This is a genomic window from Sphingomonas sp. PAMC26645 (genome assembly GCF_004795835.1).
Classification (GTDB): Bacteria; Pseudomonadota; Alphaproteobacteria; order Sphingomonadales; family Sphingomonadaceae; genus Sphingomonas.
Genome location: NZ_CP039249.1, coordinates 1,203,029 through 1,227,805, shown reverse-complemented (window position 1 = coordinate 1,227,805; position 24,777 = coordinate 1,203,029). Strand labels below are relative to the sequence as shown.

General features: G+C 66.1%; 19 protein-coding genes, 1 tRNA gene and 2 pseudogenes. 7 read left to right on the top strand and 15 right to left on the bottom strand.

Features of this window, described 5'->3' with window-relative positions; all coding sequences use genetic code 11:
- Positions 1-96 precede the first annotated feature (96 nt).
- From E5673_RS05805 to E5673_RS05795, 3 genes are all read right to left on the bottom strand, one after another.
- The gene (locus E5673_RS05805) at positions 97-5,547 is read right to left on the bottom strand and encodes an AAA domain-containing protein (protein WP_210731810.1); all 5,451 of its coding nucleotides are present in this window, start codon (positions 5,545-5,547) and stop codon (positions 97-99) included.
- The gene (locus E5673_RS05800; RefSeq protein WP_136189281.1) at positions 5,544-6,719 is read right to left on the bottom strand and encodes a M48 family metalloprotease; all 1,176 of its coding nucleotides are present in this window, start codon (positions 6,717-6,719) and stop codon (positions 5,544-5,546) included. Before E5673_RS05800 ends, E5673_RS05805 begins: the two co-directional genes overlap by 4 nt.
- A gap of 519 nt (positions 6,720-7,238) precedes the next feature.
- Positions 7,239-7,331 (bottom strand) — tRNA-Ser (locus E5673_RS05795).
- A 285-nt stretch (positions 7,332-7,616) separates the two neighbouring features.
- On the opposite strand from E5673_RS05795, the gene E5673_RS05790 reads away from it, so the two are divergent.
- A complete protein-coding gene (locus E5673_RS05790; protein ID WP_136189280.1) occupies positions 7,617-8,402 on the top strand; it encodes a DUF1134 domain-containing protein in 786 nt (261 codons plus the stop codon).
- Positions 8,403-8,584: 182 nt separating this feature from the next.
- Positions 8,585-8,932, top strand: a complete 348-nt coding sequence (locus E5673_RS05785) for a hypothetical protein (protein WP_136189279.1) — start codon at positions 8,585-8,587, stop codon at positions 8,930-8,932.
- A gap of 111 nt (positions 8,933-9,043) precedes the next feature.
- Here E5673_RS05785 and pyrC read toward each other — a convergent pair whose 3' ends face one another.
- Complete coding sequence (pyrC, locus tag E5673_RS05780; protein ID WP_136189278.1) at positions 9,044-10,078, bottom strand: dihydroorotase; 1,035 nt, start codon at positions 10,076-10,078, stop codon at positions 9,044-9,046.
- Positions 10,079-10,211: 133 nt separating this feature from the next.
- Here pyrC and E5673_RS05775 point away from each other — a divergent pair, with 133 nt between their 5' ends.
- On the top strand, positions 10,212-10,949 hold the full coding sequence (locus E5673_RS05775) for a folate-binding protein (protein ID WP_247599600.1): 738 nt from the start codon (positions 10,212-10,214) through the stop codon (positions 10,947-10,949).
- A gap of 5 nt (positions 10,950-10,954) precedes the next feature.
- Here E5673_RS05775 and E5673_RS05770 read toward each other — a convergent pair whose 3' ends face one another.
- From E5673_RS05770 to queG, 11 genes and pseudogenes are all read right to left on the bottom strand, one after another.
- Positions 10,955-11,773: a shikimate 5-dehydrogenase gene (locus tag E5673_RS05770; protein WP_136189277.1), complete on the bottom strand. Its 819-nt coding sequence runs from the start codon at positions 11,771-11,773 to the stop codon at positions 10,955-10,957.
- A 574-nt stretch (positions 11,774-12,347) separates the two neighbouring features.
- Positions 12,348-13,469: an OmpA family protein gene (locus tag E5673_RS05765; protein WP_136189276.1), complete on the bottom strand. Its 1,122-nt coding sequence runs from the start codon at positions 13,467-13,469 to the stop codon at positions 12,348-12,350.
- A 119-nt stretch (positions 13,470-13,588) separates the two neighbouring features.
- Complete coding sequence (locus tag E5673_RS05760; RefSeq protein WP_136189275.1) at positions 13,589-14,092, bottom strand: DUF2793 domain-containing protein; 504 nt, start codon at positions 14,090-14,092, stop codon at positions 13,589-13,591.
- 22 nt (positions 14,093-14,114) lie between these two features.
- Positions 14,115-15,836: a phage tail protein gene (locus E5673_RS05755; RefSeq protein WP_247599599.1), complete on the bottom strand. Its 1,722-nt coding sequence runs from the start codon at positions 15,834-15,836 to the stop codon at positions 14,115-14,117.
- 230 nt (positions 15,837-16,066) lie between these two features.
- A pseudogene (locus tag E5673_RS05750) lies at positions 16,067-16,213 on the bottom strand (phage tail tube protein); the annotation flags it as partial.
- A 26-nt stretch (positions 16,214-16,239) separates the two neighbouring features.
- The gene (locus E5673_RS05745; RefSeq protein WP_281727886.1) at positions 16,240-16,590 is read right to left on the bottom strand and encodes a DUF3168 domain-containing protein; all 351 of its coding nucleotides are present in this window, start codon (positions 16,588-16,590) and stop codon (positions 16,240-16,242) included.
- Between the two features lie 29 nt (positions 16,591-16,619).
- The gene (locus tag E5673_RS05740) at positions 16,620-17,168 is read right to left on the bottom strand and encodes a hypothetical protein (RefSeq protein WP_136189272.1); all 549 of its coding nucleotides are present in this window, start codon (positions 17,166-17,168) and stop codon (positions 16,620-16,622) included.
- 123 nt (positions 17,169-17,291) lie between these two features.
- Positions 17,292-18,293: a phage major capsid protein gene (locus E5673_RS05735; protein ID WP_056052664.1), complete on the bottom strand. Its 1,002-nt coding sequence runs from the start codon at positions 18,291-18,293 to the stop codon at positions 17,292-17,294.
- Positions 18,294-18,513: 220 nt separating this feature from the next.
- Positions 18,514-18,866: pseudogene (locus E5673_RS05730) on the bottom strand (HK97 family phage prohead protease).
- Between the two features lie 39 nt (positions 18,867-18,905).
- Entirely contained in the window at positions 18,906-19,028 is a 123-nt protein-coding gene (locus E5673_RS20155) for a hypothetical protein (RefSeq protein WP_281727885.1), read from the bottom strand.
- Positions 19,029-19,357: 329 nt separating this feature from the next.
- Entirely contained in the window at positions 19,358-20,536 is a 1,179-nt protein-coding gene (queG, locus tag E5673_RS05720; RefSeq protein ID WP_136189270.1) for a tRNA epoxyqueuosine(34) reductase QueG, read from the bottom strand.
- A 44-nt stretch (positions 20,537-20,580) separates the two neighbouring features.
- Between queG and E5673_RS05715 the strand changes: the two genes are divergently transcribed.
- The 4 genes from E5673_RS05715 to msrB all read left to right on the top strand — a co-directional run bounded on the left by E5673_RS05715 (position 20,581) and on the right by msrB (position 24,739).
- A complete protein-coding gene (locus tag E5673_RS05715; RefSeq protein ID WP_136189269.1) occupies positions 20,581-21,507 on the top strand; it encodes an ATP-binding cassette domain-containing protein in 927 nt (308 codons plus the stop codon).
- Positions 21,504-22,739 carry an ABC transporter permease gene (locus E5673_RS05710; protein WP_136189268.1) on the top strand — a complete coding sequence of 412 codons (1,236 nt, stop codon included), beginning with the start codon at positions 21,504-21,506 and terminating at the stop codon, positions 22,737-22,739. Before E5673_RS05715 ends, E5673_RS05710 begins: the two co-directional genes overlap by 4 nt.
- A gap of 211 nt (positions 22,740-22,950) precedes the next feature.
- Positions 22,951-24,189, top strand: a complete 1,239-nt coding sequence (locus E5673_RS05705) for a cytochrome P450 (protein WP_136189267.1) — start codon at positions 22,951-22,953, stop codon at positions 24,187-24,189.
- A gap of 49 nt (positions 24,190-24,238) precedes the next feature.
- Positions 24,239-24,739, top strand: coding sequence for a peptide-methionine (R)-S-oxide reductase MsrB (msrB, locus tag E5673_RS05700; RefSeq protein ID WP_247599598.1), 501 nt, complete (start codon positions 24,239-24,241; stop codon positions 24,737-24,739).
- Positions 24,740-24,777: the final 38 nt, after the last annotated feature.

Sequence of the window (24,777 nt, the reverse complement as noted above, 5' to 3'; positions counted from 1 at the left end):
AAGATGGCGCATCAACCTCCGATATGGTCCCCGTGTATTGCCGCAACATTGCGTTCGCCGTGACGGCCCGGTTCAAACAGCATCAGGCAAAAGGCCTCAAGAGGTCTCGACATACCCCTTGCGCGTCTTTTCCAGCGTCAGCTTGTTCGCTTCGCGGGCGGCGCGTTCGGGCGTCTCGTAGGTCTTGACGACAGAACTGCCCTTGGTGCCGCGCCGGCCGTAGACGACGGTGACTTCGGCGCCGTTCACCGCGATCTTCCAGAACTTGTCGGACGACCCTTGCGTGAACTCGAACGTGGTGAAGCCCTCCGCCGACGTCTCTGCCGCAGGCGCTTCCGGGACAATGGACGGTACCGGTACGACGGGTAGCGGCAATGCCGACCCCGGCTCGAACGGATCGTCATCGACGGCGTTCTCGTCGCCGCGCAACGCGGCCTCGATCTGCGCGATCACCGCCTCGGGTTGGCGGAGCCAGGCATGCGAGGGAATATCGATCACCCGCCAGCCGAAGCGCCGCAGGATCGTCGGCTGGAACACGTAGCGATCGGCGATCGCATCGCCGGCGTCTCCATCGAGCAGGATGGCGAGCGCGTGGCTCCTGCCGTCCGGCGCGACGATCGCGAGGTCGCAGCGGAAGCTGGCGCTGCCGACATATTCCTGGACGACATGGCCACGCGCGCGCAGCGCCGCGGCAAGGGCATCGCGCAGCGGGTCCGGCGCCGGCGCGCGGGAAAAGACGCGCTGCGCTTCGGGATTGAGCGTGGCGAGAATGGCCTGGCCGTGCGGTCCGTCGCCCCGCGCCTGCGCTTCGGCGAACGACAGGAACGTCCGGAGCGCACGCGCGCCGTCGTTGTGCGTGTTCGTGATCGCCTCGGCGCGGATGGTGGACACGATCGCCATGTGATGCCGCGCACGGCTGAAGATGACGTTGAGGCGCTTTTCGCCGCCGCGCTGGTTGATCGGGCCGAAGTTCATCGCCATCCGCCCAGCGCGATCGGGCGCGTAGCAGATGCTCAGCAGGATCACGTCGCGCTCGTCTCCCTGGACGTTTTCCAGATTCTTCACGAACAGCCCGTTCACCTGGCCGTCGTCTTCCCGGACATATTCCGCCTCGATCAGCGCGGCGAACGCCGGATCCTCCGCGGCAAGCGCATCGAGCGCATTCTCGATTTCGGTCTGCTGCGCCTCGGAAAACGCGACGATGCCGATGCTCAGTCCGGTTTCGCGGCCGAGCAGGGCACGGACCATCGCCGCGATCAAGCGCGCCTCGGGAAGGTTCGCGCGCTTGTCGTACAGCCCGTCGGCGACCGGGTGATAACTGATCGCGCGCGCCAGCAGTCGATCGACGCTATCGACCGGCGCGCTCTCGTCGTCCGATCGCACTGCCGTCGGCGACGCGCCGGTCTCGGCGATCGTCCGGTCGGGAATGGTGACCAGCCGGCCATCGTAGAACGCCGCATTGGAAAAGCTGATGAGCGCTTCGGAGCGGCTGCGATAATGCCAGGCAAGCAACGTCGCCGGCAGGCTTCGCGCGGCCTGGGCGAGCAGGCTGGCGGCATCGAGCAGGATCGCCATCGTCTGGCCGTCTTCTTCCGCCGTGACCTGCATCTCGTCCTCGTCGCGCGCGGCGGCGAAGAAGCTGGTGGGCGGCAGCTGCATCTCGTCGCCGACGACGACGATCTGCGGCGCGCGACTGAGCGCCGGCACCGCCTCCTCGATCGGGATCTGGCTGGCTTCGTCGAAGATCACGACGTCGAACAGGTCCGCCTGGAGCGGCAGCGTGTCCGATACCGATAGCGGACTCATCAGCCATACCGGCTTCAAGTCGTTGACCACCACGCCGGTCTCGTCATCGGACAGGTCGCGGATCGAACGATAGCGCATGGTCTTGCCGAACTCGTGTTCCAGCTCGCGCCGCCCGGTCGCGTATATCTTTTTCGCCTCGCGCCCGGCGCCATCGAGCTGCGTCACCGACAGCGTCGATTGGCGGACGTGATCGCGGAACTTGCGCTGCGCGGTGGCGCGGATGCAGGCGGCGTTGTCGTCCTGGAGGATCTCGCCGGCACGCGCAGCCCGGCGCGCGCTCGACGCGAGTTGCGCGGCGTCGAACCGGTGCAGAGCCGGCTCGGCTCGCAACGCGCGGGTGATCGCCTCGTCGAGCACGAGCGCTTCGATACGCGCCGGATCGAGCGTCATCGTTCGCAAGGCGAAGGCCACCCGCGGCCCCGCCTGGTCCGCCGCCCGTAGCAGTGGCAACAGGTCGGGCAGGTCGTCGAGGCCCTCGCGCATGTCGCGCATCGCCTCGGCCAGCGCGCTCAACGTCATGGCCTGGCCATCGACGAGATGACGATCGCATAGCGCGGCGAGCGCTTCGATAGCGGTGGTAGCGCGCGCTTCCCGTAAGAGAGTTGCGGCCGGATCCGCGGAAGCCTGCGCATTAGCGACCAGGCGGCGGACGAGCACCGGCGCCGCATCGTCGGACCACCTGTCACGCAGTGCGGCCAGCGCATCGGCATCGTCGGTTCCGAACCGCGCGTTCAGCGCCGTGCGCGCAGCGGCGTCCTCCGCCGCCGCGGCTTGGCGTGCCACCAGCCGTTCGAGCACGACGGTGATGCTGGGTTCGACGGCATGCGCCGAGAAATCGTAGCGATCGTGGATCGTGCGCTTGAGGCGGTTCCAGCTTCCGCTCAGGAACTTGAAAAAGCCCGGCTCCTGTCGACGCGCCTGATCGAGCGCGGCATCCGCGTCCTCGGGGAATAGCGGATCGGTCCAATGCCCTGCCGCGTCCGCCGCCGCGGCATGTTTCGACGCAGCTGCGGCACACGCGGCGCTGGCGTCGCGAAACTCGCGCGACGCGGCCGAGGTCGGGTCGAGCAGATCGAGGTTGCCCGCAAGGTTCGTCTGCACCGCCGCCGATGCCGATTGCACCACGACGAGCGCATCTGCCAGGCTGGTATCCCCCGACACCAGGGTGCCGTCGTCCTCCAGCATCGGATCGATCCGGTCGAACAGCTGCTCGCCGTCCGCGACCATCGCCGACACCTGCGCATAGCATCGCTCGTCGGCGACCGTCGCCGGGGACAGTCTGGCGAACGGATGCTCGGCGAGGCTGTCGAGACCAAACGCGTCGCTGACCGTCCGGTGGATGCGATCCGCCAACGCACGATGTGCGTCCCATCCCGCCAATGTCGGCAGGCGCTCGCGGGTCACGGGATCGGCCTCGGTCGGCTCGGGTAGCGCGAGCATTCGTCGGATCGTCGCCCGCAACGTGACCGTCGAGTCCGTCGGCAGTTGCGCCATCGCCCGATCGAACGCTGCAATCCGGCCGAGATGCTGCGACAGCGCCGCGACCGTCCGATCGCGGGTGGCGCGATGACGATCGATCGCATCGTCGGCCTTGTTCCAGCTTTCGTAGCAATCCTTCAGATCGAGGACGAAGCTCTTCTTGTCCTCCTGCGAATCGTGGATCAGGCACGCCAACCGGTCGAGCCCGGCCTGTTTCAACCGGTTGAACACCACGTCGAGCGCGGCGCGCTTCTCGCACACGAACAGCACGCGTTTGCCGCGCGCGGCATAGTCCGCGATCAGGTTGGTGATGGTCTGAGACTTGCCGGTGCCGGGCGGCCCCTGGATGATGAAACTGCGCCCGGTCCGCGCCATCGAGATGGCCGCCTCCTGCGTCGCATCGGCAGGCACCACGCTCCACAGGTCGGATGGTGCGAGCGGTGGCGATGCCTCGATCGGGCGCGGCTCGATCGAGAACACCGTGTCGAACGACGGCGGCGTGACCCGGTCGTCGATCAACTGGGTATAGTCGCGCACCAGCGACATCTTCTTGTAGTTGAAATTCGCTAGCGTGACCTGCGTCAGGTCGATCTCCCACGAGAACCGGTGACCCTCGCCGCCGGCCAGCGCGAAGGACGTCGCTTCGGCCTCCGCCGCCATGCGATCGGGCCGTGGCGGCATCGCCGCCCCCACCGCAATCCGTTGGGGCAGCGGGCTCGGCTTCACGTATTTCTCGAACAAGGCGAGCCCGAGCGGCCGGTAATCGTCGCGATCGTAGCTGAACTCGGGTCGCGTGATCCCCTCGCTGCCGGACGTTGCGCCGCGACGACGCTGGAACACACGCAACCGCTGGACGGCCTTCTGGTGGATCAGCTGAATTTCCGGCTTGGTCTTCAACGCGAGCGCCACGCCGGGCTCGGTGCGCTGGATCTGCGCGAGCAGGTCCGCCTGGATTTCGGCAATCGACGTCTGCGACAGGTCGACCCGCTCGGGCAGCTGGATGTCGTAGAGCTGCCGCAGGTAATGGCGAAGCGCGGGGTTGAACTCGGCCTCGGTGTCGGCAATCTGCAGCGAATATTGATCGCGAACGCCCTTCTGCTTGGCGACCTCGACCGGCAGCCACAGCAACGGCGACTGGATGCGCTCGTCCGGCGACTCCTTCAGATTGTGCCAATGCAGATAGGCGACGACGAGCCTAAGATGGCTGAAACCATATTCGGCGCGGTCGCGTCGCGTCTCCTGAATGACTCGCTCGAACGCCGCCGGCAGATAGGGCTGGTCCTCGAACCGCAACCATTTCGCGAGGCTGATCTTGCCGCCGCCCAGCACCTCGGCGGCGAACTTGCCATCCCAGGTGCAGAGCTGTTCGGCACGAATCGATTCGAGGCGTATCACCATCGGTACGCTGGCGACGGTCAGGTTCACCGTCGCCTGGGTCGGGCGGAAATGGATCAGCCGGTTGCGACGCGAAAGGTCGAACAGCCGATCGCGCAGATGCGAGAGGACCGCCGCGCGGCGGCTCGGCACGCCGGTCGCCCCCGCCAGAACGCGGTTCACATCCAGCCCGACCGGCTGATCGCGATAGTCTTCCAACCGGCTTGCCGCCGCCATCAGGTCGCTGGCGCGTTCGTGCCGGTTGAGCGCGGTCATCTCGCCGATCAGCGACGCGATCACCGGATGCAACGCGCCGTTGAGCCTGAACAGATTGCCCTGGTCGGCGGAGAAGCGCCTGACGTCGGTCTCGTCGTTGAAGTCGAGCCCGCATGCGAGGCTGGCGAGAATCAGTCCGATCGAGAAGATATCGGTCTGCTCGTCGTGATGGCCGACCTGGTCCTCCCAGCTCCGATAGCCGACCCGGTATGCGGGGTTCACCGCTTCCCGCAGGTCGGCATCCGGCCTTTCCCTATCCGGGCTGCCGGCGCGCAGATCGTTGACCTGCGATCCCGTATCGATGTCGGTGGTCACGCGGTATTCGCCGACCACCCGCAACGCCGACGAGACGCGTGGCTGCGCAGCACGGATGCCCGCTTCGTTCAGTTGCGGCGGGCGCCCATCGGGACGGGCGAGCGCGAGTTCGCCATCGCGATCGACCACCGCCTCGTCGCCAAGCTCCGCGACCAGTCCGCGCGCGTGCAGCGCGCCGACCTCGCGCATCAACGGCAGCACCGCGCGCAACAGATCCTCGGACGGCACGTTACCGCCATCGGCGGCCAGACGCTGGCACAGCGTAACGACGGGCTGCATCGAGACGGGCTGGGTCATGCGGAAACCTTGTCGAGCGGCGCGAGGAGGCGGGTGATCGCTTGCCGGTTCATCTTGAGATCGCGCTTGAGCGCCTCGCGAAACGCAGCCAGCCCGTCATAGTCCTGGGCGAGCCGGGCACCGGTCACGAGCATCGCATCGCGGTCGTCGGGATCGGCCATCGCCAGATCGAAGCTGAGCGCGATCAGATACTCGCGCGTTGCCGCATCGATCCTAGCCGGTGCCAGCGCGGCGGCGTCGATCGGTGTCTCGTCGGGTCCCCAGTCTGGAAAATAGCGCCGCAGCTGCGCCGCTACCGCCTCGCCCCTCGCCGCCGGGTCCTTGGCAAGCCTGGCGAGGACGGCGCGCGTCATCGCGGTCATGTCCTGCTGTCGCAGCAGGTCCAGCGTCGCGATCGACAGCGGCCCGCGGATACGATCGGTCAGCCAATCCTCCAGGTCGACGTCCGCCCGCCACCATTTGTCGAGCGCCTGCGCGCGCAGAAATATCTCCGGATGCGTGACGCCCTCCGCCACCGGCTTGGTCGCCTCGAGTTCGGCCGCCTGTCGCAGATACGCCTCGGCGTCGACGCTCAGCAAGCCGGTCATCGTCTTGACCAACGTCGCGATCGCCGGCGCAGTCGCGTTTGCGGCAACCGCTCCGCCGCGATCGGCATAGAGCTCGGTGGTCAGCCGGTAGATTCGCGCTGTCTCCGCATGGCTGGGGGCCGCGTTCGGATAGGCCAGCACATGATCGAGAACCGTGGTGGCGACGTGATAGATCCCGCCCTCGATCGACCAAAGCTTGTAGTGCGCCAGTTCGTGACCGAACAACGCGACACGTTCCGCGCGCGACAGTTTTTCCAGCACGGGGCCGTACAGCACGAGGTGGATTTCACCGGGCACATACCAGAGCGCCGCGTTCATCGTGCTGTCGGGTGCCTGATAGATCGTCACCGGCGCCTCGACCGCCAGCACTGCCAGCACGGCGCGACAATCCTCGTAGATCTCAGGATGCGCCGCGGCGTCGAGCCGGTAATTCTGCCGCAACAGCGTCGCCCGCACCTCTTCGACCTGTTCCCCACGCGCCTCCTGCGCCATCGCCCAAGCCCAGATCTCAGGCTCCGACGTGGTCAGGTATCCGACGACCGCACGATGATACGCAAGCGGCTCGAGTGTTGGTACAACGGTCAAATTCAGTCCCCCGGCTGCCGCCACCCTAGGTTCCTGCGAACGTTCGTCCAGCCACGTCTTTCCCGGACCGAACGTTTCCGGTGGGTAAGGGATTTGCGGGAGCTACCAGTTTTTATTTTCGGTTAGATTTAACGCGCTGATTTGCCGCAGCGTCGTTCCCTCACAACGATGCATGGTTCGAAGAAATCCGCGTCTGGAACCGTCCGGCAGTGCCAATCCCTCGACGAGGCAGCATCGCCAACGAATGGCGCGAAAACGTTCAAAAGAGCGAGTCAGCCAATGGCCGCCGTCTGATCACCAGCGCCGACAAACGTACCTGACCGACATCCGCCATCTGTCCTCGGCAATAAGTCGATCCAGTTACGGACATGCAACGTCAGAAAACGGAGTGGACCAGTAATAGGTGTACGCCGCAAAACGATCACAGCCCCGCAATACGTGGCGTTACCAATAGCCGCCACCGCAGCATTCGAGGCTCGGCGAGATCGCCAGCTAGCAGGGTCGATGCGTTGGCAAAAATGGCGGAGACGGAGGGATTCGAACCCTCGGTACCAGTAAACCCGGTACGGCGGTTTAGCAAACCGCTGGTTTCAGCCACTCACCCACGTCTCCGGCTGCAGCAGATGCGGGGCTATAGCGAGGCTGGGCGGAAGGGGCAACGCCTGTAATAGCGTCCAGCGCGTTATTCGTCATTCTCTGGATTCACGCAGCTCTTCGTCCCGGCCTACCCGGCCATTCACTCGAATTAGCTCGAATTCGACAGGCTCGCGCCCATCGTTCATTGCACGGCAAGCCCTGCGCTGGTTAACTCGTTGCTTAGGGGTTAACCCGTGGCGCAGCGGTTGACGGCCCTGCTTCGGGGCGCCTTCTGTGTTTGCGATGGGTTTGGGGATCGACATGCGTAGCTTCTGGCTTGGCCTTGGTGCCATTGCGACGGCCGTTTGCGGGAGTGCCGTGGGTGGCGCGGCGAGCGCGTCCGCGCAGGTCCGCACGATCGATCCGAACCAGGCGATCGATGGCGATCTCGCGCCGCGCGCCTATCAGCCTCCCTCGCGTCCGCAGGCGACCACGCAGCCGTCCCGCCCGGCCGCGCCTGACCCCGCCTATCCGGAGACCCCGGTCCAGGACTCCGCGCCGCCCGTCACGACGACCACCGCACGCCCCCCGGAAACGCGGGCCGAGGCGACGATGCAGGCCGCCGACACCTATGAGCGCGACGATCTGCTCGCGGCAGGCGAAGGCGTGTTCGGCAAGGGCGCCGCCGGGCTGGGCGGCCTCCTCGAAAAGATCCTCAAGGACCAGGGCCGGCCCAACGCGTACATCGCCGGGCGAGAGGCGTCGGGCGCTTTCATCCTCGGCGTCCGCTACGGCTCGGGGATCATGAGCCACAAGGTCGAGGGGCAGCAGCCAGTCTACTGGACCGGTCCGTCGGTCGGCTTCGACGTCGGCGGCGACGCGAACAAGGTCTTCGTGCTGGTCTATAACCTGTACGACACCGAGGAACTCTACAAGCGCTTCCCAGCAGTCGAAGGCCGCCTGTACTTGGTCGGCGGTTTCGCCGCGACCTATCTCCGCCGCGGCAACGTCGTCCTCATTCCGATCCGCCTCGGCGTAGGCTGGCGCGCGGGGGTGAACGTTGGGTATATGAATATCACGCACAAAAGCAGGTGGCTGCCGTTTTAGGCGCAGTCGGGCAGCCGGCCACCCCCGGCTGATTCCGACAAGCCCGGCCGGCGGGGCAAGGCCCCGTCCGACGACATGGGCTTTGCCCACGGCGCGCGCCCAAACAACGACATCGCTCGTGGCACAACGCCAAAGCCAAGCCCAAAAGTTGACGCCCCCACCAGGCACGCTACGCCCAACAGATGGCAAAACCAGACCGCCTCGCCCGTTTAGACGCCCAGCGCGAAGACCTCGAAACCGACTACCGCGATACCCTCCTCGCAGCGCTCGAGAAGACCGCCGCCGGTTCGCTGGGCCTGTTCGACCGCACCCCGGACCGCCGCGTCCGCGCCGCGATCGCTCCAACGATCGACGCGCTCACCGAGATGGGCAGCGACATCGATTCGATGCGCGAACGCCTGATGCTCGAACCCTTCGCCCTCCACCGCGACTTCTTCGCCGCCCGAGGCCCGGTAAGCGCCAGCGCAGTCGGCGAGCAGAAGGAAGCGCGGCTGTGGCTCGATCGGCTCACGGCAGACCCACGACCATAAATCTCAACCGTCCGTCATCCTGACGAAAGTCAGGATCCAGAGCCAAATTGACCTGTACTCATGGCTCTGGATCCTGGGTCGAGCCCAGGATGACGGATGTCTAGGCGCGCCCTACCCCTCGAACCGCCACCCGACATTGGTCCCGGCAAGGAACGGCACGACCGCCGTCTCCCCCGTCCCGATCGAAGCCGGCACCTCGGCATCGCCGCGCACCAGAGTCACGGTGCCCTCGTTCAACGGCAACCCATAGAACCGCGCACCATGCTCCGACGCGAACCCCTCGAACTTGTCGAGCGCGCCCTCCTCGTCGAACACGCGCAGATACGCCTCCAGCGCAAACGGTGCGTTGAAGATCCCCGCGCACCCGCACCCGGACTCCTTCGCCCCGACGACATGCGGCGCGCTGTCCGTGCCAAGGAAGAACCGCGGCGACCCCGACACCGCCGCTGCGCGTACCGCCAATCGATGCGTCTCGCGCTTCAGCACCGGCAGGCAATACGCATGCGGCCGCAGCCCCCCGTCGAACAGCGCGTTGCGGTTGATCAACAGATGCTGCGGCGTGATCGTCGCCGCGATCGGATGATCCGCCTCGGCCACGAACGAAGCCGCCTCCGCGGTCGTGATATGCTCCAGCACGATCTTCAGCCCCGGATAATCGCGCACCAGCGGCGTCAGCACGCGCTCGACGAACACCGCCTCGCGGTCGAAGATGTCGATCGACTTGTCGGTCACCTCGCCGTGGATCAGCAGCGGCATGCCGATCCGCTGCAACGTCTCCAGCACAGCCGTCAGCGCACGAATATCGGTGACGCCGTGCGCGGAGTTGGTCGTCGCATGCGCGGGGTACAGCTTGCACGCGGTGAACACGCCCTCGACATAGCCACGTTCGAGCTCGGCCGGATCGGTACCGTCGGTGAGGTAGCACGTCATCAGCGGCGTGAACGCGGCATCGCCAACCGCCGCCATAATCCGACCCCGATACGCCTTGGCGGCCTCAATCGAGGTCACCGGCGGGGTCAGGTTCGGCATGATAATGGCCCGCGCAAACTGCCGTGCGGTATACCCCGCGACCGCCTCCAGCATCGCGCCATCGCGCAGGTGGACGTGCCAGTCATCGGGGCGGCGGATCGTGAGGCGGTCGGTCATACCGCCTTCCTATCGGCGCACGTGCCCCGACGCCAGACGGACCAGCCCAGGTTTTCGTCGCGTCGACCGATGCGCGCTAGGGGTGAAACCATCCCTTGGTTGGAAATCGCCCCGCACGCACTAGGTGGTACGGATGAACACTGATCCCCCCGGAACGATGCTCGCCGACCGCAGCGTGATCCGCGTCGCCGGCGAAGACGTACGCGGCTTCCTGCAGGGGCTGGTCACCGCCGATACGGCGCTGCTGACGCCGGGCGCACCCGCCTGGGCGGCGTTGCTGTCGCCGCAAGGCAAGGTGCTGTTCGACTTCATCCTGTGGGCGGACGGTACCGACGTGCTGATCGACGTCGAGGCCGCGCAAGCCGAAGCGTTGACCAAGCGTCTCTCGCTCTACCGCCTGCGCCGTGCGATCACACTCGTTCCCGACGATCTTGCAGTCCATTGGGCGCCGAAAGGTGACCGCGGCGTTCCCGATCCTCGCCTTGCGGACCTGGGCCGCCGTTGGCTGGGACCGCCCGCCGAGCCGGCAACCGACTGGCACGCGCACCGACTGTCGCTCGGCGTGACTGAAGGCGTCGGCGAACTCGGGGCGGGCGAAACACTCTGGCTCGAATGCAACGCGCGCGAACTGAACGGCGTCAGCTTCACCAAGGGGTGTTACGTCGGCCAGGAGAACACCGCGCGGATGCACCACCGCTCAAAGGTCAATCGCCGGCTGATCGTCGCGCCGTTCACCGAACCGAGCGGACGGACACGCGTGACCTATCCCGAACTCGGCCTGATGGTAGAGCATCGCCGCATCGAGTCGCTTGGTGACGCCATCGTTCCGCCTTGGCTGGCCACGGCGCTAACTGGAACGCCCACCGACTGACTCGCTCACGGATGCGCGCGCGCGCAGTCGGCTGCGTCGGCCACCTGCTCGAATGACGGCGTCACGCCCGTATACAGCACGAACTGCTGCAACGCCTGGAGCGTGGCTACCTCCGCCCCGGTGATGCAACGCTTGCCGGCCTCGGCCGCAGCTTTCAGAAACGGCGTCACGACGGGATATTGCACCACCTCGAACGCCACGGTGCAGGCTGCGATCATCGCCTGCGGAAAGGCCAGTACGTCGGCATCCGGCCCGGTCATCCCGCGCGGTGTGGCATTGACGAGCAACGCCCCCTTACCCTCCGGTTCCGCCGCCCAGGCAAAACCGTAGCGATCCGCGATCGCGCGCCCGGCCGCTTCGTTCCGCGCGACGATGGTGCCACCCCGAAATCCGCTGTCGCCGAGCGCCGCCACGACCGCCTTTGCCATCCCGCCGGATCCCTGCACCACGAACGACATCGCCCGATCGAGATCCGCGACCAGATCGACGACCGCGCCATAATCGGTGTTGTGCCCGGTCAGCACGCCGCCGTCGTTGACGATCGTGTTCACGCTGTCGATCGCGCTCGCCGACTGCGCCAACCCGTCGAGCAGCGGAATCACCGCCTCCTTGAACGGCATCGAGATCGCGCACCCGCGAATGTCGAGCGCCCTGATCCCGCCGATCGCCGCTTCCAGGTCGGTGGTCGAGAACGACTTGTAGACGAAATCGAGCCCAACGAGGTCATAGAGCCGGTTATGGAACCGCGACCCGAAATTCCCCGGCCGCGCCGACAACGACATGCACAGCCGCGTGTCCCGTCCGATCAGCGGTTTCATCTGCATCTCCTTGCTAAGTCCGCTCTCACTATAGTCGCGAGCCGCCACGGTGAAGCGTCGATAGATGCGTTTACGCGAAGGCGCGAAGGAGCAAAGATGTCGGCCCCAGCCAAGTGCGGCGCCTGCCGCCCTCGCGACAGTACTGAAAAATCCCATGAGAAGGCGACCAACGCCGCCACCGGCAAACCCTCTTCGCGCCTTTGCGCCTTCGCGTGAATACATCGACGTTCCGCCAAACACCGCCGTCGCGAAAGGCCCAGGCGTTGGTTTTGTTCGCGCGGAGGCGCGGAGCCGCGGAGAGTAAGAAGCCGGCTTGGTTAGCGCGTTCCGCCATCGCCCCGCCTTGGCGAAGCCGATCATCCAAAGCCGCATCCGCGGATGCGCTTACCCGGAACGATTCATCTCCGCCCTTACTCTCCGCGGCTCCGCGCCTCCGCGCGAACAAAATCGACACTCGCTCAATCCACGAACTTTCGTGATTGCCCCCCCCCGCAAAGCACAAAAGAAAAGGGAGGCCAGCTTGCGCCGACCTCCCCGATCTTCATTCCGTAACCGACCCGAGAGCCGGTTGGCGAAAGTCTTACTGGCCCGAACCCGGACCGTAGGTGACTTCCACACGACGGTTCTGCACTTCGCGAACGCCATCGGCGGTCTCGACGCGCGGACGGCTCTCGCCGAATGCTTCCGTCGAGATGACGCTGTCCGGGATGGCATGCGAAGACAGGTATGCCTTCACGCCATCTGCGCGGCGCTGCGACAGACCGACGTTGTACGATGCCGAACCCGACTTATCGGCGTGACCTGCCAGCATGACCTGTGCGTTGCCGCACGACTGGTACTGCGTGACGGCGTTGTCGAGGATCGACGCTGCCTCAGGCGTGATGTCCGACTTGTCCCATTCGAAGAACACGATGAACGGACCAGGCGAGCAGACGACTTCGACCGGCGCAGGCGGCGGAGGAGGAGCGACTGGCTCAGGCGGCGGCGGCGGCGGCGGCGGCGGCGGAGCAGCAGGCTCGCCGAAGTTGTACGTCACACCACCAAGGATGCTGTGCGAACGATAGCGACCGTCGAACACGCGGTTCGAAACGTCGACCAGCTTGACGTTCTCGGCGTTGAAGAAACGATACTTCAGCGTCGCGTCGATGTGGTCGGTCAGCGGTGCGCGGATACCGGCCAGGCCCTGATACGCGAACACGGTGTCCGAGTCGTTCAGGAAGTCGCCGTTGTTGTTGAGAGCGTACTGCGCCTTGACGCGAGCAACACCAACACCACCGCCGACGAAGCCCTGGATGCCATCGTCCGGACCGAAGTCCAGAAGGCCGTTCAGCATGAAGCTGAGCGCCGACGACGAACCACCAGCGTAGTCGTAATTACCTGCACCCGCGTCGCCGCGAACGCCGGTTGCACCGAACACAGGCGTGGTCGTCGACGACGAGTAGCCGTCCACGGTTGCCTTGCGGTAGCCAACTTCGGTTTCCAGACGGAAACCACCAAAGTCATAGCCCATAACCGCATCGACGTCATAACCATAGTCATGATCGACCGAACCGGCCTTATTCAGGTTGCCGATATCATAATCGATATCTTCAACGATCATCGCACCGCCTTCGACGCCAACGTACCACGACTTGTCGCGGGCGAGGGCGGGAGTGGCAAGTGCGGTGGAGGCGAGTGCCAGAACGACGGCAAGCTTCCGCATATAAATCCCCTTTCATGAGTGTCACACGGACATCGCAAACTCCCTATCCTCGGGCTTGTTTCCACGCAAGCTGACAAAAGTTAGAAGTGTTGCTGGAACGACACAGTTTTCAGGCTGTTCTAGACGGAAATCAATCCGTGCCCCCGCAATGCTGCCAATATGGCACCAATCGTCGCTCTCGACTGCACGTCGACGACGGTGCCGCCGGTCGGGTCGGGAACCGCCGGACGACGCGAACCCACCACGTCGACTCCGCCGATCGAGACCTTGGTTCCAGCCAGTACCCCCAGCGTCCACGCGCCCGCACCGAACCGCGCCGACTGTCCATCGGCAATGCTCCACACCGTCATGCCCTCGAGCGGCACCAGGAACCGCCACCCGCTTGCCGTCCACCCGGCGATCGCTCGCGCCTGCCCCGCCCAACCACCGGTGGGCGCAGTCCCGACGATCCACGCGCTGCCCGCGGTCGGCGCGACCGGCGGCACGTTGGTTCCCACTGCCGTCACGCTCGCCAGCACCGCGAGATCCAACAATGTCAGCGCCTCGTTATGCGTCGCTTCCTTTTGCGCCTGCCCAGGCTGCAACAACGGCAGTGCCAGACGTGCTGTGCGGTCGTCGCTCATAATTCGTTCCCCCGTTGGTGAATCACGCCGGTACGATCAGTTCCGGTATGATCAGGTTGGCCGCGAGCGACTCCCCGAACACGCCGCGCTGCCGGACTGCGATGCCCACGGAACCAGTGCGTTCCGCCGCCGTGATCGATGCAAAGGGTTCCGCCACATCGACATCGCGCGAGGTTCCGCCGTCCGTCACGGTCACCCGGTACGCCTCGACCTCCTCGGCCAGCGGCGCATCGACCCCGTCTATCCAGCGCCACCCCGCCCTGCTCCGCCGCGTCCACCGCACTGTCGCACTACCATCGGCTTCGGTCGCAAATCGCAGATGCACCGGCGAAGGCGGAACCACCGACGCCCCGCGCATCACGCACCGCGTCTCGACCGGCGCATCATCGCCGACTCCGGACGCGATCACGCGAACCTCGCGCCCCAGCACCGACACCGGTAGGTCGAACGCCCGAGCCGCCCCCGCCTCAAGCAATACGAACCGATCCCCAACCGTTTGCACGCCAGCCGCCGCCTCGGTTCCCCGCCGCCCACGCAGCAACTGGCTCAACCGCCACCGCGCGCCACCCAGCGGTTCCGCCCGCCCGAACTGCATCAGCTCGTCGCCCAGCAGAGCCAAATTCACGCCCCGGTCGAGCGCCGCCGCATCCGCATCGCCCAGCTCCATTCCCGCATGCGCAAGAACCACCTCGAACGCCCCGCGCAGATCAACAAGCGTCGCCGGCGCCCCCGGTGCAACAACCGCGATCGTCCCAAGCACCCCAGGCGCAGCCGTCACTCCGGCCGCCACCCAACTCACCCCATCATCAACGCTGTAAAGCAAGGCCGCCTGCCGCCACGCCGCCCCCGTACCGCCCGCAACCACCGTCATCCGCGGCGCACTCAACGGAGCCTCCTCCAACCCAGGAACCTCGAACGCGCGCACGATCGTAGCCCCGACGACCGCATCCACAGCTCCCGAAACCCGCCCGCTCGTCGCAGTCGCCGGCAACGAAGCCGCCACCAGCGGCACGAGGCCCAGCGTCGTCACCATCCCCTCGATGCTGCCATCGGACACCCGCCAGACGCCACCCTCGCCCGCAATCGTCACGCAAGCTCCCGGCGCAATCACCATCGCCCCGAACCCGGCGGCAATCGTCCGCCGCACCCGCCCAGCCTCCGCCCGCGCGAGCATCGCCTCCGCCACAGTCTTCGCCGCGCCCGCCTCCAGCACCGCCGGCACCTCGACGCGATCGTCACGCACACCAGCCCCCGGCCGCCGCGCCCGCTGCACGCCAGCCTGGTAATCGCGCGCCGCATCATAATATCCGACCGTCACGGTCCGCGGCACCGTCTCGATCGCCGCGACAGCCCGAGTCCGCCGAACACCCTTCCCTTCGACAGCGAACCCCTCGTCCGCCACAACGACGGTAGCGCCCGCGACATCGCGCATCACCAACCCCGCCCCGGAAGGCGCAAACCACGCCCCGCCAGCCTGCCCCAAAATCTCCAGCACCGCGCGAACGCTCCCGCCCGACGCCGCGAACCCGCCGACCGCCAGCGCCGCCGTCCCCGAAACTTCCCCCGCGAGCACCTTCGCGATCGTCGACACCAGCACCGAACCCTCGTCCGCAATCACCTCGAACGTCAGCGAAGGAATCCGATTCCCGAAATCCGCCAGCTGCAACATCTCGAACACGGCATAGGCCGCCCCCCGATACGCCGGCGTCGCCAGCCCCTCCGCAGATGCGATCAAAGGATCCACCGCCTGGTCCTCACCCCCAAGGTGCAACCGAAACCCGGCCGCCGTCTTGAAGTCCCCTGCCGCCCCCCGCAGCAGCTTCCCCTCCGCCCAGATCCGCCCCACGCCAAGGATAGCCCGAGCCGACAACAGCACCGCGAACGACGCCGCATAAGAGTAAGTTGACGTACTCGGCTGCCCCTTCCCACTGCGAGACGAAGCCCGAGTCTCGATCAGATCGGTCGCCCAAATCACCCGCCAGAGTCCTTCGTCGTGACAACGATAGCCTCCCCATTCACCGACATCTGCGTCGTCCGCAGCCCCGCCACCGTCGCGTAGACCACAGGCACCGCCCCGTTCCCCACCTTCAGCAGGAACGCACTCCCCTTCTCCACCGCCATGTCCGTCTCCCCCAAAACCGCGCCACTCAGCTCTCGCGGTACATCCGCACCAGAAACTCCGACGTCCCGCGCCACCGATCCCCGACCCGCAGCACCCGAGACCGCACCAGCGCCAGCCGAACCACCCGCCACCCCTCACCAAGGTCAGGCGGCAGCGCCTCCAACCCCTCCTCCCCCACCGCCAACAGAGCCCGCAACCGAACCGGCCGCTCCCCCCCATCGAATAGCGTCACCAGGACGCGTCCTTCCCGCCCGACCCAGGTCTTAGTGCTCCAGTCCGACAACACCGGCTCGTCGACCACCGCATAAGGCAGCCCCCCGCGCACCGGCGGCGCATCAAACACGCTAACATCCAGCACGGTATTTAGCCGAGCCACGACCGCGGCTTGCAAGACCACCCGCCCACTCACGAATGCACCTCAAAACCCAACCGCATCCGCCTATAAGGACGCCACAAAGCCGCCACCGCAGCCGGCGGCGCGACATCGCTCTCCCGATGATCGAACAGATGCGCGACCAGCATCGCCACCCCCTGCGCGATCGGCGCCGGCACCGCCTCGAAACTCAAGGCCAGCCCAGCCGAATACGCCACCGCCACCCGCCCAGCCGATCCCGCGGCAAGAACCCGAACCCACCCGACCCCATCCGCATCGATATCGACCGCATACGCCCCGACCGCCAACACGAAGGGCGCTCCCTCGCCAGGCAACCCGGTCAGTCCAGAAATCACGGTGACGGGCGCGACCAGCAACCGCCGCCACCCCGCCGCACTGGTCACCACATCCTCGAACGGCCGCACAATCACCGCCGCCCCCAGGAACGCCTCCCCCAGCAGCAAAGCCGTCGACGCCAACCGCGAGAGCACCAAATCCTCCCCCGTCTCCACCCGCAACAAAGCCCTAGCCGCGACGACCACCTCAGCGATCACTCCGGCAGAAATTGCCGACCCCGTCATAACGATGTCTCCAAAACTTCCCTCGCCCCTCCGGGGAGAGGGAGGGGCCCGCGCGCCCTTGCGCGTGGGAGGGAGAGGGGTGTTGGGACAAACACCCCTCGTCCCAAACCCTCCCGCCGAAACTCAAGCCACCGAGAACTTCAGCAACTTGATAGCCTCGGAATTCGTCACGCACCCACCGACCCGCTTGGTCGCGTAAAAGTTGACGAAAGGCTTGTTCGAATACGGATCGCGCAGGATCCCCGTCTCGGTCCGCTCGGCGATGATATACCCCGCGCGGAAATTCCCGAACGCGATCGCCAGCGCATTCGCCGCGATATCCGGCATGTCCTCAGCCTCCACCACCGGATACCCGAGCAGCGTAGCCGGCACCCCGGCCGCCAGCGAAGGCGCCCAGACGAACGCGCCATCCGTCGTCTTGAACTTCCGGATCCGCGCCAAGGTAGCCGCATTCATGACAAAGCTGGCCCCCTGTCGATAAGGCCCGCGCAAGGACTGAACCAGATCGATCAACCGCTCCTGCGGGTTCGCCGAAAAGTCCCCAGCCGTACCGCTAGCCAGATACTGCAAAGTCCCGAAAGCCCGAACCCCATCCGCAGTCGCCGCAGTAGCCGAAGTCAAAAACCCCTTCGGCCGCGACACGCCCGACCCCGACACGAACGCCGCCCCCTCGGCCTTAGCAAACTCCATCGCGATCTCGCCCGCCAGCCACTCCTCGACATCGAACGCCGCGTCATCGAGCATCGCCTGGCTGGCCGAAGGATTGGCATACAGCTCCCCCGTAGGCGGCGCGATCTCGACGAACACCGGCGAAGCCGTCTCCGGCCGCGCCGCATTCTCCGCCGCCCAACCGGACGGCGTACCCCCGGTCGTAACCAGCTTGCGATACCCCGCCGACCCCACCTTCACGACATTGGCGATCGACCGGATCGGCGACACCGCCTTCAGCAAAGTATCGATCTGAGCATCGATCTCCCGCGGCACCGCAAACCCGCCGGCATCCCCCGTAACCCCGGTAAAAGCCTTCATCTCCAGCGTGGCGCCAGTCCGAACGAACCCCGCAAACGCCGCATTCTGCGCCAAGGGGGAAGCCCCCGCCAAAACCGGCCGGTCAACAACACTCATATCCATCTCCTCGCATGAAACGAAAAAAGGCGCCCCGCAGGACGCCCAATGAAACTCTCTGAAAACCCTCGCCCCTCCGGGGAGAGGGAGGGACCCGCACGCGCTTGCGTGTGGGAGGGTGAGGGGCGTGAGGCTAGGAACGCCCGCGCCAAAGCCCCTCACTCTTCCGTCGGCAAGCGGCTCCTCCCTCCCTCTCCCCGACAGGGAGAGGGACAAGCCGCTAAGGCACCACCTCAACCCGAGCCAAAACCTGCATAGGCACGGCCACCAGACTAACCTCCACCAACTTGACCTCCAGCAACTCCCGCCGAACCCCCTGCCGCACGGACGTCGCCCGATACCCAACCGACAACCCAGCCACCGCACCAGCCGAGCCAGCTCCAAATCGGAAACCACCCCCTCGACCCGCAACCCCCGCGCATCCTCCGCAACGACGGACAAAGACCCAACCGCCCCCCCGCGATGCTGCCACAACAAAGGCACCACCCCAGCCCCGGCAAAAGCCCCCCGCCGCATCACATCCCCAGCCCGATCCACAACATCGAACACCGCCGCATACCCCGCGAACGCCACCGCGCCGGGCGTCACTTCAACCACGCAGCAAACCCCAGCTTACCCGCGCGACAACGCCGCCTGCCATGCTGCGGCAAACGCAGGATCGTGCGAGCGGCGGTGATAGGCTCCGCCGAGCGACATCCCCACCACGACGACAGACGTGGTCACGTTGCCGGTCATCGCCAATTCCTCGAGAAACGTGGCTTGCCGCTCGAGTGTCCATTCCTTCGCCCGGGGTTTCCGGGCCACAAGAACCCGGTTCTTCCCACCCGTGATGACCATCCTGCCGACCTTCGCGTTCCCGGCCGCCTTGCTCTTGATTCCCATGCCGCGCCCCCGCTTGCCTGCACCGCACCGCCAAACGCAGAAAGCCGGCGACGGCAAAGGCTCCCGCCCCGATCGTCCCGGCTTCCCCGAGAGCCAGACCGTCCGGCCCGACTCGCTAGTTTTCGATGTTCCCGTTATGTGCCAGATGAGCGTGACGATGTCAAGGTAATTAACCCGTTTGGTTACTCACCCGCGGGTGGATCGACCAGAGGCACGACACGATCGACCGCGGCCGCCCCCCATTCATCCAGCACGCTCTGATCGCCCTCGTCCGCCAACCGACGTCCGCGCTCGCTGCCCCAGCGCGCGCTATCCAGTCGCCGCAATGCCCATATCGCCGCGCCCCGGACGACCGGCGAGTCGTCGCCCAACAGTCCGACGACGGCCTCGACGAGGCCAGGATCGCTACTGTTCCCCGCCGCCATCAAGGCATTGCGGATCATCTTGGCGCGGCCGATGCGCTTGATCGGAGAGCCGGCGAAGACTTGGCGGAAGCTGGCGTCGTCGAGCGCTAAGATGTCTGCGAGTTCGGGCGCGATCAGCTCCGCCCGGGGATGAAAGGCCAGGTTCGCGTTCGCAGCGGCGGCAAACTTGTTCCAGGGGCACACCGCCAGGCAGTCGTCGCAGCCGTAGATGCGGTTGCCGATCGCGGTGCGGAACTCGTGCGGGATCGGGCCGGCATGCTCGATCGTCAGGTAGGAAATGCAGCGGCGGGCATCGAGCTGGTAAGGCCGCGGGAAGGCCGCGGTCGGGCACGCGGTCTGGCACGCGTCGCAACTGCCGCAGGTGTCGACGCCGCCCTTATCGGGTTCAAGATCGAGCGTCGTGTAGATCGCGCCGAGGAACAGCCAGCTGCCATGCTCGCGACTGACGAGATTGGTGTGCTTGCCCTGCCAGCCAAGCCCGGCGGCTTCGGCAAGCGGCTTCTCCATCACCGGCGCAGTGTCGACGAACACCTTCAGGTCGAACGGCGGCAAGTCCCGCCCCGCCTCCGCCGCCAACCACCGCCCCAGCGCCTTCAACTGCCGCTTCACGACATCGTGATAATCCGGCCCCTGTGCATAGACCGAGATCCGGCCCACCCCGCCCTCGTCCGCCAAGCGCAACGGATCGTCCTTCGGCGCATAACTCATGCCGAGCGCGATGACGCTGCGCACCTCGGGCCACAGGCCGGCGGGACTCTCGCGGTGGTGCTTGCGCTCCTCCATCCAGATCATGTCGCCGTGGCGGCCGTCGGCAAGCCATTGGTGGAGGCGTTCGCCCGCGCGCGGCGCCGCCCCCGCATGCGCGATCCCGCAAGCGACGAAGCCCAGTTCCGCCGCTTTGGCCTTGAGCCTGTGTTCCAGCTTGTCTTGCGCCACGTCCGCCCGCTACCACGACGCCACCCTCGGGAGGAAGATTGCGCGTGAACGATGAATGGGCGGTCACCGCGAACGGGATCGTGAAGCGGTTCGGCGATCGGCGCGTGGTCGACGGGGTGGACATGATGGTGCCGCGCGGCTCGGTGTACGGCGTGCTCGGGCCCAACGGCGCGGGCAAGACGACCACGCTGCGCATGCTGCTCGGGATCATCGAGCCCGACGAGGGTAGCCGCACGCTGCTCGGCTACGACAATCCGCGCGATGCGAGCGACCGGGTCGGCTATCTTCCCGAGGAGCGCGGACTGTATCCGGCGATGAAGGCGCGCGAGGCGATCGCGTTCCTGGGGGCGTTGCGCGGGCTCGACTGGAAGACCGGCCGCGAGCGTGCCGTGGTGCTGATGGAAGCCGCCGGCCTTGGCCATGCGGTCGACGAGAAGATTCGGAAACTGTCGAAGGGCATGGCGCAATTGGTGCAGTTGCTCGGCTCGGTGGTGCACCAGCCTGACCTGCTGGTGCTCGACGAGCCGTTTTCAGGGCTCGATCCGGTCAACCAGGAGCGGCTCGAGAAGCTGATCCTCAACGAGCGCGATCGCGGCGCGACGATCCTGTTCTCGACGCATATCATGAGCCATGCCGAACGCCTGTGCGACCGGCTGGCGATCATCGCCGGCGGCAAGCGGCGCTTCGAAGGCACCGTGGCCGATGCGCGGGGGATATTGCCGCAACGCGTCCACTACACGCCGCACCGCCCCGATCTGGCGATCCGCGGCGTGCTCCCATCGGACGCGGTAGCGGACGGGGACAGCTGGCGGTTCGAGCTACCGAACGAGGGAATCGAGAGCTTGCTCGTGAGACTGATCGACGCGGGATACGGGATTTCAGGGTTGTCGATCGAGCGGCCCGGCCTGCACGAGGCGTTCGTAAGGATCGTTGGGCAGCATGCCGACGTCGCGAAGGAGGACGCGGCATGAGCCGGTTCCGTCGCACCCTTCGCCAGACGTTCACGATCGCGCGACGCGACTTCATCGCCACGGTGTTCACCCCGATCTTCCTGCTGTTTTTGTTCGCGCCCCTGATCATGGGATCGTTCGGCGCGATCGGCGGACTGGGCGCGGCGAGCGTCACTGATGGTGCCCAGGACAAGACGCGGATCATCGCGATCGTCCCTGCCTCCACCGCGCGACCGATCGACGAGGCCGACGAGCGTCTGCGCGGCATGTTCCGCAGCGACGAAGCGCCCCCCGAACTGTCGATCGTCGCGCCGACCGCCGATCCAGGTGCCCAGGCGCGCGCGGCGTTCGAGACCAAGGACGTCGACGCCTCCGCGGTGCTGTACGGCCCGCTCGACGCGCCGCAGATCCTTTACGGACCGCGCGGCAAACGCTCGGCCGATTACCTCGGGTTGCTCGCGCAGACGACGCTGGCGGCGGAGAAGCTTGGCGGTACACTGCCGACGATCGCCGCGACCAAGACGCAGATCAAGCGTTCGACCACCTCGGTCGGTGGGCAGCACCAGTCGGCCTTCTTCGCGGTGTTCGGGATCTTCTTCCTGACGCTGTTCCTGTCGGGGCAGGTCGTGGGCACGATGGCCGAGGAGCGCAACAACAAGGTGATCGAGGTGCTCGCCGCCGCCGTGCCGCTCGAATCGGTGTTCTTCGGCAAGCTGATCGGGATGTTCGGAGTCGCGGTACTCTTCGTCGCGTTCTGGGGCACCGTCGTCACGCAGATCACGTCGCTGATGCCCGCGGGCGCGGCGGTGGCGCTGGGCGACCTGACGCCCGCGGTCGGCGCGCCGATGTTCGCGCTGCTGTTCGCGGCATATTTCAGCATGGCCTACCTGTTGCTCGGCTCGGTGTTCCTCGGCGTGGGCGCACAGGCGACGACGATGCGCGAAATCCAGATGCTGTCGCTACCGATCACCATCCTGCAGGTCGCGATGTTCGGGCTGTCGTCGGCCGCGGTTTCCCACCCCGGCAGCTGGCTCGCCACCGCCGCCGAACTGTTCCCCCTCTCCTCGCCATTCGCAATGGCCGGCCGCGCGGCAAACTCGCCCGAACTGTGGCCGCATGTCGCGGCGCTGGCATGGCAGGCGCTTTGGGTGACGATTTTTATAACGGTTGGGGCCCGCCTCTTCCGCCGTGGGGTGCTGCAATCGGGGAGTGCTAGGCCGTTCTGGCGGCGCAAGGCCAAGGCGGCAGCGTAGGCGTTTACGATCCTCCCCCGCCAGGGGGAGGTGGCTGGCTCTTGCCAGACGGAGGGGGAGGAAAGGGATTACCTCTGCTCCGTGTCCTCCCCCTCCGTCGCCTTCGGCACCACCTCCCCCTGGCGGGGGAGGATCATTCGGTTACGATCCCTACTCTATTGACATAAGTGTCAGCAAAGCCTCTCCTGCGGCAAAACAGGGGAGAGAAACGATGGCGACTCTGGTAAGAGACGTGGCGCAACAAATAGTCGATCCGCTCGACGTGAGCCGCGCCGAACTCTACCGCGACGACCTCTGGCAGGCGCCGTTCGCGCAACTCCGCGCCGAGTCCCCCGTCCATTACGTCGAGCACTCCGACTACGGCCCCTATTGGTCGGTCTCCACCTACAAGGGCATCGTCGAGGTCGAATCTCTCCCCGATCTCTATTCCTCCGAGGCCGGCGGGATTACGATCGCCGATTTCGTCGCCGAGCGCGACGTCCGCATGCCGATGTTCATCGCGCGCGATCGCCCCGTGCATACCGGCCAGCGCCGCACCGTCGCACCCGCCTTCACCCCCAGCGAGATGACCCGGATGTCGGGCGATATCCGGAGGCGGACCGCCGACATGCTCGACAGCCTGCCGTGGAACACGCCTTTCGACTGGGTCGATACCGTCGCGATCGAACTCACCACGCAGATGCTCGCGATCCTGTTCGACTTTCCCTGGGCGGACCGACGGAAGCTGACCCTATGGTCGGACTGGGCAGGCGATATCGAGATCGTCAAGAACGAGGAACTCCGCGGTCAGCGGCTCGCGTACATGTTCGAATGCGGGTCGTATTTCAAAGGCTTGTGGGACGCAAAGATCGACAAGAATCCGACGCCCGACCTGATCTCGATGATGATCCATTCGGACGCGATGAGCCACATGGATCACAACGAGTTCATCGGGAACCTCATCCTGCTGATCGTCGGCGGCAACGACACGACGCGCAATTCGATGTCCGCGCTCGCCTATGGCCTCGACAAGTTTCCGGAGTCGCGCGCGAAGCTGGAGGCGGACCCGACGCTGATTCCCAACGCCGTGAGCGAGATCCTGCGCTGGCAGACCCCGCTCGCGCACATGCGCCGCACCGCGACCGCGGACGCGGAATTGATGGGCCAGCAGATCAAGGCCGGCGACAAGCTCGCGCTCTGGTATATCTCGGCGAACCGCGACGAGGGCGTGTTCGGCGACGATGCGGACGCCATCGTGGTGGATCGCCCGAACGCGCGGCGGCATCTGGCGTTCGGCCACGGCATCCACCGCTGCGTCGGCGCACGGCTGGCGGAGATGCAGATCGCGATCCTCCTGGAGGAGATGGCCGCGCGGCGGATGCGGATCAACGTGCTCGCCGAACCGACGCGGGTCGCGGCGTGCTTCGTCCACGGCTATCGCACGCTGCCGGTGGAAATCAGCAAATACTGACGGCGAGCGTAACCTTATCGGGTGGTTCGGCCGTACCTATATCCGAACCATGGAGACGAACATGACCCAGGACCGCCGCGCTTTCCTCACGCTTGCCGGAGCAGGCGTCGCCGGCTTCGCACTCTGGGGATGCACGTCACAACCCGCGCAGGCCGCCGAGCGGTTCGAGGTCACGCTGACCGACGCGCAGTGGCGCAAGAAGCTGTCGCCGGACGCGTATAACGTGCTCCGCAAGGATGGTACCGAAGTCCCGTATTCGAGCCCGCTCAACGCGGAGCATCGCGCGGGTATCTTCTCGTGCGGCGGGTGCGCGCTGCCGAACTTCTCGTCGAAGACGAAGTTCGAAAGCGGGACGGGGTGGCCGAGCTTCTGGCAGCCATTGCCGAACGCGGTGCGGACGCGGGTGGATTCGACGATGGGGATGGGGCGGACCGAGGTGCACTGCCGCCGGTGCGGCGGGCATCTCGGGCACGTTTTCGATGATGGACCTAAGCCGACGGGGAAGCGCTATTGCATGAACGGCGATGCGCTAACGTTCAAGGCGGCGTGAGGGCGTTCATTTGAAGGTGTTCGACGCGTGACACTGTT

Coding starts and splice junctions, on each gene's coding strand:
- E5673_RS05770 (WP_136189277.1), bottom strand. CDS start 11,773: ATGCAGATGAAACCGCTGATCGGACGGGACACGCGGCTGTGCATGTCG.
- pyrC (WP_136189278.1), bottom strand. CDS start 10,078: ATGACCGACCGCCTCACGATCCGCCGCCCCGATGACTGGCACGTCCAC.
- E5673_RS05775 (WP_247599600.1), top strand. CDS start 10,212: ATGAACACTGATCCCCCCGGAACGATGCTCGCCGACCGCAGCGTGATC.
- E5673_RS05765 (WP_136189276.1), bottom strand. CDS start 13,469: ATGCGGAAGCTTGCCGTCGTTCTGGCACTCGCCTCCACCGCACTTGCC.
- E5673_RS05785 (WP_136189279.1), top strand. CDS start 8,585: ATGGCAAAACCAGACCGCCTCGCCCGTTTAGACGCCCAGCGCGAAGAC.
- E5673_RS05740 (WP_136189272.1), bottom strand. CDS start 17,168: ATGACGGGGTCGGCAATTTCTGCCGGAGTGATCGCTGAGGTGGTCGTC.
- E5673_RS20155 (WP_281727885.1), bottom strand. CDS start 19,028: ATGACCGGCAACGTGACCACGTCTGTCGTCGTGGTGGGGATGTCGCTC.
- E5673_RS05705 (WP_136189267.1), top strand. CDS start 22,951: ATGGCGACTCTGGTAAGAGACGTGGCGCAACAAATAGTCGATCCGCTC.
- E5673_RS05790 (WP_136189280.1), top strand. CDS start 7,617: ATGCGTAGCTTCTGGCTTGGCCTTGGTGCCATTGCGACGGCCGTTTGC.
- E5673_RS05805 (WP_210731810.1), bottom strand. CDS start 5,547: ATGACCCAGCCCGTCTCGATGCAGCCCGTCGTTACGCTGTGCCAGCGT.
- msrB (WP_247599598.1), top strand. CDS start 24,239: ATGGAGACGAACATGACCCAGGACCGCCGCGCTTTCCTCACGCTTGCC.
- E5673_RS05710 (WP_136189268.1), top strand. CDS start 21,504: ATGAGCCGGTTCCGTCGCACCCTTCGCCAGACGTTCACGATCGCGCGA.
- E5673_RS05760 (WP_136189275.1), bottom strand. CDS start 14,092: ATGAGCGACGACCGCACAGCACGTCTGGCACTGCCGTTGTTGCAGCCT.
- E5673_RS05735 (WP_056052664.1), bottom strand. CDS start 18,293: ATGAGTGTTGTTGACCGGCCGGTTTTGGCGGGGGCTTCCCCCTTGGCG.